This window comes from Frankia sp. CeTa3Moorea (assembly GCF_978021225.1).
Map to the genome: position 1 here is coordinate 1 of NZ_CDXDOR010000055.1, position 11,449 is coordinate 11,449.

Below are 11,449 nucleotides of genomic sequence, written 5' to 3' on the forward strand. Positions count from 1 at the left end.
GCCGGCCCGGGCGGCTTCCGCCCCGGGATCGCGTCGTCCGTGGACGGCGACAACGACGAGTTCCGCGAGTTCCGCGACACCTTCCGCTCCAGGTCAGCGACCTTCGCCGTCAGCTTCGCGATCTCCCTGGCCTGTGTCGCCACCGTCGCCCGCAACTCGGCGATCAACTCCGCCTGCGCGCGGACGAGGGCGATCAGCCCCTCGATCGGCATCTCCTCCGGCGGCGGCACCCCACCACGTCACCACACGCACCAGATCCGATGCGCCACGCATCAGCCAACAGTCGGACCCGGAACGAACGCCAACCACTCACAGCAACATCAACAATGAAGCTGAATGTTTACCTGCGAAGAGCCCTATATCAACTACCCGGACATCGATCTGGCCGATCCTGCCTGGAACAAGTCCCCGGTCGCCTGGTCGACGCTTTATTACAAAGGAGAACTACCCTCGGCTGCAGCAGGTCAAGAAGCGCTGGGATCCGCAGGACCTTTTCCGCCATGCCCTGTCCGTGCGCCCCACCGGCTGAGGCCGCCGCGGCGCGTGGAATCCCTGTCGACCCATGGTCGACTGTCGCTCCAGCAGAGCTCGAGGACGCTGTGTGACGCTGCGATAGCGCGGGCCAGGTGACCGCGCGACCGCCACTGCCGGTCGGCGGCGGCCGGATATCCGTACCCGGAGGTTGTCGATGCTCGGCACATTCACATTCACCGACCTCTACGTCGACGTTCAGCAACACTACGCCCGGCAGATGCAACTGCTCGACGGCGGTGATTTCGAGTCCTACGCCGCCACGTTCACCCGGACGGCGAGTTCGCCCACACACCCGGCCGGGAACCCGCCCGGACCCGCGCCGGAATCGTCCATGGCCTGATCGAGTTCCACAGGCGTTTCGAGGGCGAGCGGGTGCAGCGGCGGCACTGGTCACCATGGTGAACCTCGAACCGCGGGACGACGCTTCCATCCGGTCGACGGCCTATGCGCTGGTCGGCACGATCCGGCCCGACACACAGCCCACCATCGCACCGAGCCGCGTCGTCCACGACGTCCTCGTCCGGCTGGACGGACGGATCCTGAACCGGTCGCGTCGGGTCGACCACGACCAGCTCTTCTGATCGGACGGCGAGGAAACGGAGCAGGCCGTGACACACCGGTTGGCCGGTCATTTCGGAGGAGAACAGTGAACAGACGTGTCGTCATCACCGGCATCGGTGTCCGCGTTCCCGGCGGCGCCGGCCGCAAGGAGTTCTGGCAGCTCGTGACGTCGGGGCGGACCGCGACGCGCCGCATCTCGTTCTTCGGCCCGAGCCCCTACCGCTCGCAGGTGGCGGCCGAGCTGGACTTCGATCCGGCCGCGGAGGGGCTCTCCCCGCGGGAGATCCGCCGGATGGACCGGGCCGCCCAGTTCGGTGTGGTGGCCGCGCGCGAGGCGCTGGAGGACAGCGGGCTGGACCTGGATCCCGAACGCACGGGGGTGAGTCTGGGCAGCGCCGTCGGCGCGGCGACCAGCCTCGAACAGGAGTACCTCGTCCTGTCCGACTCCGGGCGGGTCTGGGACGTCGACCATGATCACGTCTCGCCGTACATGTTCGACTACCTGGTGCCGAGCGCGATGGCGGCCGAGGTCGCGTGGGCGGTCGGCGCCGAGGGCCCGGTGACGATGGTCTCGGACGGGTGCACCTCGGGCATCGACGCCCTGGGCCACGCCTGCCAGCTGATCGCCGAGGGCAGCGTCGACGCCATGGTCACCGGCGCAGCGGACACCCCGGTCTCGCCGATCGTGGTCGCGTCCTTCGACGCCATCAAGGCGACGACGCCGCGTAACGACGACCCGGCCCACGCCTCCCGCCCCTTCGATCGAAGCCGCAACGGCTTCGTCCTCGCCGAGGGCGCGGCGATGTTCGTGCTGGAGGCGTACGACCGTGCGCGGGCCCGCGGAGCGGACAGCTACGTCGAGATCACCGGGTTCGCCACCCGCTGCAACGCCTACCACATGACCGGTCTGAAGGTGGACGGCCGGGAGCTGGCGCAAGCCATCCGGGAGGCCCTCGACCAGTCCCGGGTGAACCCGACCGACATCGACTACATCAACGCGCACGGTTCGGGAACCAAGCAGAACGACCGGCACGAGACCTCGGCGTACAAGCGCAGCCTCGGCGACCACGCCTACCACGTCCCGATCAGCTCGATCAAGTCCATGGTGGGCCACTCCCTCGGCGCCATCGGGTCGATCGAGATCGCGGCCTGCGCGCTCGCGCTACGTCACGGCGTCGTCCCGCCGACCGCGAACCTGCACGAGCCCGACCCGGAGTGCGACCTCGACTACGTGCCCCTGACGGCACGCGACCGGCGGCTGAACAACGTTCTCACGGTCGGTAGCGGGTTTGGGGGTTTCCAGAGCGCGATGGTCCTGCGCCGACCCGGGGCCGAGTCCCCGGTGGCGGCATGAGCACGATCGTCGTCACCGGTCTCGGTATCGCCGCGCCGACCGGTTCCGACGTCGAACGGCACTGGCAGGCGACCCTCTCCGGACGCAGCGGTATCGCCCCGCTCACCGCCGTCGACCCGCACCGGTACCCGTCGACACTGGCCGGTCAGGTCCGTGACATCTTCGACGCGAAGATCGTCTCCAGCCGCCTGCTCCCGCAGACGGACAGGATGACCAGGCTGGCCCTCCTCGCGGCGGAGCGGGCTCTCGCCGACGCGAAGATCAACCCGGCGGACCTGCCCGAGTACGACATGGGCGTAGTCACCTCGAACGCCTCCGGCGGTTTCTCCTTCACCCATCGGGAGTTCCAGAAGCTGTGGGCCCAGGGGCCGCAGTTCGTCAGCGTGTTCGAGTCCTTCGCCTGGTTCTACGCGGTCAACACCGGCCAGATCTCCATCCGCCACGGCATGCGCGGGCCGAGCGCGGCGCTCGTCGGGGAGCAGGCCGGCGGTCTCGACGCGGTCGGGCACGCGCGACGCAGCGCCGTCGCCGGTACCCCGTTGCTGGTCACGGGCGGGATGGACTCCGCCCTGGACCCGTGGGGCTGGGTCTCCCAGCTTTCGACCCGCCAGGTGAGCCGCCGCGCGGATCCGGCCGACGCCTATCGGCCGTTCGACGCGCGGGCCGACGGCTATGTGCCGGGCGAGGGCGGCGCGATCCTCATTCTGGAGCGGGCGGACGCGGTCGCCCGTCGCGGGGGACCGCGTGCCTATGGCGAGATCACCGGCTACGCCGCGACCTTCGATCCGAGACCGGGATCGGGGCGCGCGCCGGGGCTCGCCCGGGTGGCCCGGCTCGCGCTCACGGACGCGGGGGTGCGGCCCGCGGATGTCGATGTCGTCTTCGCCGACTCGGCCGGGACGCCGGACCTCGACCGGATCGAGGCCGCGGCGCTGGCCGAGGTGTTCGGACCGTACGGGGTGCCGGTGACGGCGCCCAAGGCGCTGACCGGCCGGCTCTACGGCGGGGGTGGCCCGGTCGATCTCGTCACCGCACTGCTGTCCATCCGGGACGGGGTGATCCCGCCGACACCGGGCACCCGCGACGTACCGGCCGACTACCAGCTCGACCTGGTGATCGGCGCGCCTCGCCGCCAGTCGGTACGCCGCGCCCTGGTCCTGGCGCGCGGGCGGCACGGCTTCAACTCGGCCCTCGTGGTCAGCGCGCCGTCCGCGTGAGCTCGGCGGACCGCGGGCGAACCCAGGCGGCGGGACCGTAGCGCCGCCGCCCGTGCGGGCCGCATCCTGCCCAGCACGAACGACCGACCGGAGGATGATGACATGACCGCGATGACACTCGACGACCTGCGCCGGGTCCTGCTCGAATGCGCCGGAATCGAGGAGAGCGTCGATATCGACGGGGAGATCCTCGACACGCCTTTTGAGGATCTCGGCTACGACTCCCTGGCGATCATGGAGGCGGCGGCGCGGATCGGTCAGGTGTTCGGCGTGGCACTGCCGGATGATCAGATCGCGGACGCTGAGACGCCGCGCCTGCTGCTCGACGCCGTCAACCAGGCCGTCCGGCCCTGAGACCGGGCGTCAGGCAGGTACCTGCCCGGCCGATCGCTGGGAGACCATGCTCATGAGCAATCCCCTGCAGTACCGGACGGAACACGCGGTGACGATCGCCGCCCCGGCGCACGAGGTCTACGCCCTCGTCGCGGACGTGACGCGATGGCCGGTCATCTTCGGGCCGACCGTGCACGTCGAACGCCTCGCCTACGAGGTCGTGGACGGCCGCGGGGAGGAGCGGTTCCGGCTGTGGGCCACCGTCGGCGGCGAGGTGTCGGTGTGGACCTCGCGGCGCACCCTGGACCGAGGCTCGCTGCGCGTGACGTTCGACCAGGAACAGAGCCAGCCGCCGGTGGCCTCGATGGGCGGGGACCGGCGCTTCGTCCCCCTCGCGGCCGGCGGGACGAGGGTCGAGCTGCGCCATCACGGCACCGCGGTGGACGACGCGCCCGCGACGCACGCCTGGATCCGCGCGACGCTCGACGCCAACAGCGAAAGCGAGCTGGCCTCGTTGCGGGAGGTGGCCGAGCTCGGTCATCCCCTCGACGACATCCTCTTCTCCTTCGAGGACACCCTGGAGGTCGACGGGTCGCCCGCGGACGCCTACGCCTTCGTGCGGGCGGCCGACCGGTGGCCCGAGCTGCTGCCGCATGTGCTCCACGTTGAGCTGCGGGAGGAGGCGACGGGCGTCCAGGACCTGGCGATGGACACCCGCACGGCCGACGGCTCGACGCACACGACCCGGTCGACCCGCCTGTGCCTGCCCGGCCGCATCGCCTACAAACAGCGGGTACTGCCCGACCTGCTGCTCGGCCACAGCGGGCCGTGGAGCTTCCGGCCCGGTCCGGGCGGTACGGCGCTGCTGACGGCTCGCCACAGCGTCCGGCTCGACCCCCCCGACCCCGGGAGGGCGTCCCGATGACCACGGCGCTGCGCCCCATCCCGGGCGTTCCGCCGGCGCGGACCGTCGAGATCGCGGACCGCGTCTACGCCTACGAGCAGCCACCCGGCGGATGGTGCCTGAGCAACGCCGGGGTGTTGGTGGCCGGGGACCACAGTGTCGTCATCGACACCGCGGCCACCGAACGCCGGGCGCGGGACCTCGCCGATGCCGTCGCCCGGCTCGGAGCCGGTCCGGTCCGCTCCCTGATCAATACTCATCATCACGGCGACCACACCTTCGGCAACGACGCCTTCGGTGCTGCCGTGACGGTCATCGCCCACGAGTCGACGCGCACCGAGATGGCCGAGACCGGCCTGGCCCTGACCCGCCTGTGGCCGGAGGTGACGTGGGGCGAGATCTCCCTGGCGCTGCCCTCGGTCACCTTCCGGGATCGAGTCGGCCTGCACCTGGACGACCGCACGGTCGAGCTGATCCACGTCGGCCCCGCGCACACCACCGGTGACGTGGTCGCCTGGCTGCCCGAGCAGCGGGTGCTGTTCACCGGGGACGTGGTGCTCTCCGGGGGCACCCCGTTCGTCCTCATGGGCTCGGTCGCGGGGACGCTGGCCGCCGTGGCCCGGCTGCGGGCCCTGGGCGCGCACACGCTCGTCGCCGGGCACGGGCCCGTCTGCGGCCCGGAGGCGTTCGACGAGACCGAGGCGTACCTGCACTGGATCCAGCGCCTGGCCCGCGACGGCCGGGCGGCCGGGCTCGCCCCGCTGGAGCTTGCGCGGGAGGCCGGGCTGGGGGACTTCGGTCACCTGCTCGATCCCGAACGGCTCGTCGGCTGCCTGCATCGCGCCTACGCGGAACTGGACGGGGGCGAGCTGGGCCGCCCGCTCGACGTGGTCGGGATCTTCGGGGAAATGGTCGAGTTCAACGGCGGACGGCTGCCGACATGCCTGGCCTGAGCTCGCAGTGGGGGGCACGCTGCGCCGCGCTGGAGTTGACGAAGGAGACGAGTGATGGATGAGGTCGCTGACAGTCCCCAGTGGGTGCTGTGCACGGGCTGTCGGGCGCAGGTGTTCGGCCGGCGCTGGGAGCGCAACCTGGGCGTCTGCCCGGAATGCGGGCATCATGCCCCCCTCACCGCCCGCCAGCGCCTCACCCAGGTGCTCGACGTGGGAAGCCTGGAGTACCTGCCGACCGCCTACCAGGACGATCCCGGCGACTTCCAGGACACGCGCAGCTACGTCGAGCGGCTCGCTCAGGCACGCCGCGAGACGGGCATGGCCGAGGCGGTGCTGTGCGCCCGGGGCAGCGTGGAGGGGGCGCCGCTGGTGGTGGCCGTGATGGACTTCCGTTTCCTCGGCGGCAGTCTGGGCGCCGCCGTCGGCGAGACGATCACCTGGGCGGCCGAGACCGCGCTGCGTGACAACGTTCCCCTGCTGATCGTGACCGCCTCCGGGGGCGCGCGCATGCAGGAGGGGACGATCGCGCTGATGCAGATGGCCAAGACGAGCGCCGCGCTCGCCGAGCTGGACGAGGCGGGGATCCTGACCATCGCGCTCATCAGCGATCCGACCTACGGGGGAGTCGCGGCCTCCTTCGCCACCCTGCCCGATGTGCTGCTCGCGGAGCCCGGGGCCCGGTTGGGGTTCGCCGGACGCCGGGTGATCGAGCAGACGATCCGCCAGCAGCTTCCCCCCGGTTTCCAGACCGCGGAGTTCCTCCTCGAACGCGGGTTCCTGGATGGCATCGTGGCCCGCAGGGATCTGCGTACCCGGCTGGCGCGGCTGTTGCGGGCCGGGTCCGGCGCCGCCGGCCGGGAGCACGGGCCGGCTCGGAACCGGCCACCGGTGGAGATCGTCCCGCTGGTGCGCGACCCCGGGCAGCTCCCCGTCGGCAACCCGTGGGACCAGGTGCGCGGCGCCCGCCGGCTCGACCGGCCGACCTCGCTGGACTACCTGTCGCTGGCGTTCCGCGACTTCCAGGAGCTGCACGGCGACCGGCTCTCCGGGGACTGCCCGGCGATCGTCGGCGGTCTTGCCTGGTTGGCCGAGACGCCGGTCGTGGTGATCGGCCACCAGAAGGGCCATACCCCCGCCGAACTGGCCGAACGTAACTTCGGGATGCCGCTGCCGGCCGGCTACCGCAAGGCAGCCCGGCTGATGTCGCTGGCGGCGAAGCTGCGCCTGCCGGTCATCACCCTCGTCGACACGCCGGGCGCCTACCCCGGCAGACAGGCCGAGGAACAGGGGCAGTCGGTCGCGATCGCCGCCAACCTGCGCCTCATGGCCTCGCTGCCGGTCCCGGTGGTGACCGTCGTCACGGGTGAGGGCGGTAGTGGCGGGGCGCTGGCGCTGGCGGTGGCCAACCGGGTGCTCATGTTCTCCGACAGTGTCTACTCGGTGATCAGCCCGGAGGGCTGCGCGGCGATCCTCTGGCAGGATCCGGCGGCCACCCCGCGCGCTGCCGCCTCGCTCGGCCTCGACGCCCGGGCCCTGCTCGAATGCGGCGTTGCAGACGCCGTGGTACCCGCGCCGGACGCCGGCACCGGTAGTGATCCGCTGCGCGCGGCGGACCGGTTGCGGGCGGCGCTCGTCGCGACCCTCCACGAGCTGTCCGGGCTCGGCGAGCGGGAGCTGGTCGCGGAGCGGCGGGCGCGTTTCCGCCGCTTCGGTCACGACCAGCCGATCAGCCGGAAGGTGGCGTCATGACGGCCGACGAGACGCGGCCCGCCACGATCGAGATCCGATCGGTCGGCGCCCCGTCCGGGGCGACCGCGTCGGTCGACGCGGTGGAGCTGCTCACCCAGGTCGGCGAGGTGGCCCGCGGCCTGCTCGACGCCACGCCGAGCCAGCCGAGCCGGCTGCGGGTCGGTGTCGCCGATGTCGTCGTCGAGGTGGAGTGGACGCCCGCCGCGCCGGCCGTGCCGGCCGTGCCGCCCGCGGCCGTGCCGTCCGGCGCCACCCCCGCACCCGGGCCGGTCGGACACGAGGTCGGCGCGCCCAGCGTGGGCACGTTCTACCGCCGGCCTGAGCCCGGCGCGAAGCCATTCGTCGCCGAGGGAGATGTGATCCGCGTCGGGCAGCAGCTCGCGATCCTGGAGGCGATGAAACTGATGCTGCCCGTCGAGGCGGATCGCGCCGGGCGGATCGAGAGGATCCTGCGGGAGGACGGGGACCCGGTGGAGTATGGCGAGCCGCTGTTCCAGCTCGCGCCGGTCGAGGCGAGGTGACGCGATGTTCGCCAGCGTACTGATCGCCAACCGGGGGGAGATCGCGCTGCGGGTCGCGCGGGCCTGCCGGGAGCTGGGCATCCGCACGATTGCTGTGTACTCCAGCGAGGACCGGGACTCGGCCGTCGTCCGCGCGGCCGACCAGGCCGTCCAGATCGGGCCGGGCCCGGCGAGGAGGAGCTACCTCAACGCGGCCGCGGTCCTCGCGGCGGCGGAGCAGACCGGGGCGCAGGCCATCCACCCCGGCTACGGGTTCCTGTCCGAGGACCCGGATTTCGCCGAGGCCTGCGAGGCACAGGGGGTCACGCTGATCGGCCCGCCGGCCGCTGTGATGGCCCGGCTCGGCGGCAAGGTCTCGGCGCGGTCGCTGATGGCGTCCGTGGGGCTGCCCCTGCTCCCCGGCAGTCTGGAGCCCCTGACGGACGTCGACGAGGCGCGGGAGCTCGCGGCGCGGATCGGCTATCCCGTCATCGTGAAGGCGTCCGCCGGCGGCGGCGGGCGCGGGATGGCCCTGATCCGCGATCCGGACCGCTTCGGCGACGAGTGGGCGCGGGCGCGGGCGAGCGCGCAGATGCTCTTCGGTGACGGCCAGGTCTACGTCGAGAAGTACCTGGACGGCGCCCGCCACGTCGAGATCCAGATCATGTGCGACCTCTTCGGTCACGCGGTCCATCTCGGTGCCCGGGACTGCACCGTCCAGCGCCGCCATCAGAAGCTGATCGAGGAGTCGCCGCCGCCGCATGTGCCGGGCGGCCTCCTCGACCGGATGGGGGAGGCGGCGGTGCGGGGCGCGCTCGCCGCCGGTTACGTCGGAGCGGGGACCTTCGAGTTCCTGCTCGACCCGGCGGGCGGCTTCTATTTTCTGGAGGTCAACTGCCGCATCCAGGTGGAGCACCCGGTGACCGAGGCGGTGACCGGCATCGACCTGGTGCGCGCTCAGCTCACGGTCGCCGCGGGGGAACCGCTGCCCTTCGGACAGGGCGATATCGAGATGCGTGGCGTCGCCATCGAGTGCCGGGTGAACGCCGAGGATCCTGAGCGCGGGTTCGCCCCGGCCCCCGGGCCGCTCGACCGGTTCGTGCCCCCCGGCGGCCCGTTCGTCCGGGTCGACACGGCGGCGTTCCCCGGCGCGACGGTGTCGGCGAGCTACGACTCGTTGCTCGCCAAGGTCATCGTCTGGGCGCCCGACCGGGACCAGGCGCTCGCCCGGATGGCGCGCTCGCTCGACGAGTTCGAGGTCACCGGGCCGCGCCTGCGCACGACGAAGGACTTCCTGCGGCGGGTCCTGGACGATCAGGCGTTCCGGCTCGGTCGCCACGACACCCGCCTGGTCGAGCAGATCCTGGCCGCCGACACCGCACCCACCTGACCGGTGCTGGGCGCCCGCGGCCGGGGCCGGTTGGCGGGGCCGGGGTCGGTGGCGGGGCCGGGAGAGGTCAGCCCGGCCCGGCGGGCCCCCGCCGGCCGGCCGAACCGACGGAGGGAGGACTGATTCAGTGACGCGGCCAGCGCCTTGTTGACCGCGTCGATGCGCGAGACCGCCTTGAGCTTGACGAAGATGTTGTGCACATGGCGTTTCACCGTCGGCTCGGTCAACGACAGCCGCGAGGCGATCTGGGCGTTCGTCATCGCCGCGGCCACGAGTTCCAGCACGTCGAGCTCCCGGGCGGACAGCGGGTTCTTCCCGGTGATCTCGGCGAGCACGCCCGCGTGGGAGACGAGCAGCGAGATGCGGGTGCTGTCCGCGCAGGCCGTGCGGATCGCGGAGACCAGCTCGTGGCGGGATGCGCGCTTGAGCAGGTAGCCGCGCACGCCGAGGCGCAGCAGGTTACGCACGACCTGCGGGCTGTCGTACATGGTGAGGACCAGGACGCGGGCCTGGGGGGCGACCCGGCGGATCGCCGAGACAGTCGCGGCGGCGTCCGCCCCCGGTATCTCCACGTCGAGCAGGACGACGTCCGGCTGCAGGCGGGCCGCTGTCTGCACCGCGCCCGCGCTGTCGCCGGCCTCGCCGACGACGACCAGCCCCTCCTGCGCATCGATGATCTGCCGGACCCCGTCGCGGACGAGGGTGTGGTCATCGACGAGCATGCTGCGGAGCTGATCAGCCGCGCGGTTCATCGCGCCCCCAGCAGCGGAATGATTATTGCGACCCGGGTGCCTGTTCCCGGGCGGCTCGCGACGTGCAGCGCGCCGCCGAGCAGCGCGACACGTTCGCGCATCGACGTCAGGCCGAAGCCGGTCGTGACGGCGGACGGGGCGACGTCCACCCGCACCTCGACGTCCCCGGCCCGCCCGTGCACCACCGCGTTGTGGATCGCCTCCCGCAGCACGAGAAAAACCTCGCCATGCAGCTCCGGTGGCGCCCATCCCTCGTCACCGTTCACCGCGACCCGCACCCGGCTGGCGACGGCCAGGCCCGATTCGGTGAATGTCCGCAGCGCCGTGTCGAGGCTTTCCAGCGGCTCGACGAGGTGCAAATCCGACGTCACGGCCGTATGGCGTCCAACGTCGATTCGACCGCCTCCCTGGCCGTGCGGACCGCTTCCTGGGCGGGCTCGGGACGCGCGGTGCCGTAGAGATCGTGGAGTTCCAGCTGCCGGCGCGCGATGTTCAGCCCGAGCCCGACCCGGTCGTGCAGCTCACGCGCGATGCGCCGGCGTTCGTCAAGATGCGCCCGGTGCACCCGGTCCAGGAGTGAGCTGGCGTACCGGCCGGCGGCGCGCCGAAGCTGCTCGCCGATCGTCCGGTGCACCATCATGATCGTAGCGTATCCTGCGCCGGAATTCTCCTCCAGCTCGTCCTCGATGACGTCCGCGATCACCGTGAAGAGAACTCCGGCGGCCTGCACGAATTCTGTCGGATGGGTATTCCACGGCGCGGCCAGAGGACCGTTCTCCGACGTGGTCCGGTCACCGGCGCCGGTCGGCACCGAACCGGTGCGAAGGGCGATGAGAACGTGCCGGACGACCTCGTCGATGCCGTCCTCGTGCTGATCCGGGGGGCGCCCGGACGGCAGATTCATCGTCTCCGCGAGACGGGCCCGGTAGCTGTGGCCGATCTCGTCTCGGCGCGCTGCCACGCGATCAGCCAGGAGAGGGTCGGGTTGTGTCCATTCAGGGGTGGGCGGGCGTGGCCCGCTGACCTTGGGGTTTGTGGTGGGGGGACACGTCGTGGACGTTGCTTGATCGGCGTGGTTGGGCGTGGGGGATCAGGGGTATGGCTGATCCGTCCGCGTTGTGGGGCTGAGCCGGGAGGCGGGGCTGGATCGGTCGTTACCGGCGGATCCGCCGGCGGAATGTTCGTCGTGCCAGGCGGATCTG

Annotated in this window: 15 protein-coding genes; 11 read left to right on the forward strand and 4 right to left on the reverse strand. The window is 71.8% G+C overall.

Going from position 1 to position 11,449, the window contains the following annotated elements:
• On the reverse strand, positions 1–230 hold a 230-nt coding region (locus AC08OV_RS11910), incomplete at its 3' end, for a DUF6444 domain-containing protein (protein ID WP_476614699.1).
• Here AC08OV_RS11910 and AC08OV_RS11915 point away from each other — a divergent pair.
• From AC08OV_RS11915 to AC08OV_RS11965, 11 genes are all read left to right on the forward strand, one after another.
• Positions 134–529: a BBE domain-containing protein gene (locus AC08OV_RS11915; protein WP_476614700.1), complete on the forward strand. Its 396-nt coding sequence runs from the start codon at positions 134–136 to the stop codon at positions 527–529. The two genes, AC08OV_RS11910 and AC08OV_RS11915, sit on opposite strands and share 97 nt — an antisense overlap.
• A 159-nt stretch (positions 530–688) precedes the next feature.
• A complete protein-coding gene (locus AC08OV_RS11920) occupies positions 689–874 on the forward strand; it encodes a hypothetical protein (RefSeq protein WP_476614701.1) in 186 nt (61 codons plus the stop codon).
• Positions 875–932: 58 nt separating this feature from the next.
• On the forward strand, positions 933–1,115 hold the full coding sequence (locus tag AC08OV_RS11925) for a hypothetical protein (RefSeq protein WP_476619666.1): 183 nt from the start codon (positions 933–935) through the stop codon (positions 1,113–1,115).
• Between the two features lie 65 nt (positions 1,116–1,180).
• The gene (locus AC08OV_RS11930) at positions 1,181–2,449 is read left to right on the forward strand and encodes a beta-ketoacyl-[acyl-carrier-protein] synthase family protein (protein WP_476614703.1); all 1,269 of its coding nucleotides are present in this window, start codon (positions 1,181–1,183) and stop codon (positions 2,447–2,449) included.
• A complete protein-coding gene (locus AC08OV_RS11935) occupies positions 2,446–3,666 on the forward strand; it encodes a ketosynthase chain-length factor (protein ID WP_476614704.1) in 1,221 nt (406 codons plus the stop codon). Before AC08OV_RS11930 ends, AC08OV_RS11935 begins: the two co-directional genes overlap by 4 nt.
• A 102-nt stretch (positions 3,667–3,768) precedes the next feature.
• Positions 3,769–4,020, forward strand: a complete 252-nt coding sequence (locus AC08OV_RS11940) for an acyl carrier protein (RefSeq protein ID WP_476614705.1) — start codon at positions 3,769–3,771, stop codon at positions 4,018–4,020.
• A 52-nt stretch (positions 4,021–4,072) separates the two neighbouring features.
• A complete protein-coding gene (locus tag AC08OV_RS11945) occupies positions 4,073–4,924 on the forward strand; it encodes an aromatase/cyclase (RefSeq protein ID WP_476614706.1) in 852 nt (283 codons plus the stop codon).
• Positions 4,921–5,856, forward strand: coding sequence for an MBL fold metallo-hydrolase (locus tag AC08OV_RS11950; RefSeq protein ID WP_476614707.1), 936 nt, complete (start codon positions 4,921–4,923; stop codon positions 5,854–5,856). Before AC08OV_RS11945 ends, AC08OV_RS11950 begins: the two co-directional genes overlap by 4 nt.
• A 54-nt stretch (positions 5,857–5,910) precedes the next feature.
• A complete protein-coding gene (gene accD / locus AC08OV_RS11955; protein ID WP_476614708.1) occupies positions 5,911–7,605 on the forward strand; it encodes an acetyl-CoA carboxylase, carboxyltransferase subunit beta in 1,695 nt (564 codons plus the stop codon).
• Positions 7,602–8,126, forward strand: coding sequence for an acetyl-CoA carboxylase biotin carboxyl carrier protein (locus tag AC08OV_RS11960; RefSeq protein ID WP_476614709.1), 525 nt, complete (start codon positions 7,602–7,604; stop codon positions 8,124–8,126). Before accD ends, AC08OV_RS11960 begins: the two co-directional genes overlap by 4 nt.
• A gap of 4 nt (positions 8,127–8,130) precedes the next feature.
• Positions 8,131–9,495, forward strand: a complete 1,365-nt coding sequence (locus AC08OV_RS11965) for an acetyl-CoA carboxylase biotin carboxylase subunit (RefSeq protein ID WP_476619667.1) — start codon at positions 8,131–8,133, stop codon at positions 9,493–9,495.
• On the opposite strand, the gene AC08OV_RS11970 is transcribed toward AC08OV_RS11965, so the two are convergent.
• Genes AC08OV_RS11970 through AC08OV_RS11980 form a run of 3 tightly spaced genes read right to left on the reverse strand, consistent with a single transcriptional unit; the run spans position 9,420 to position 11,208 of the window.
• Positions 9,420–10,247, reverse strand: a complete 828-nt coding sequence (locus AC08OV_RS11970) for a response regulator (protein ID WP_476619668.1) — start codon at positions 10,245–10,247, stop codon at positions 9,420–9,422. The genes AC08OV_RS11965 and AC08OV_RS11970 overlap by 76 nt on opposite strands.
• Positions 10,244–10,618 carry a sensor histidine kinase gene (locus AC08OV_RS11975; protein WP_476619669.1) on the reverse strand — a complete coding sequence of 125 codons (375 nt, stop codon included), beginning with the start codon at positions 10,616–10,618 and terminating at the stop codon, positions 10,244–10,246. The genes AC08OV_RS11970 and AC08OV_RS11975 overlap by 4 nt, the downstream gene beginning before the upstream one ends.
• Complete coding sequence (locus AC08OV_RS11980; RefSeq protein ID WP_476619670.1) at positions 10,615–11,208, reverse strand: histidine kinase; 594 nt, start codon at positions 11,206–11,208, stop codon at positions 10,615–10,617. Before AC08OV_RS11980 ends, AC08OV_RS11975 begins: the two co-directional genes overlap by 4 nt.
• Between the last annotated feature and the right edge of the window lie 241 nt (positions 11,209–11,449).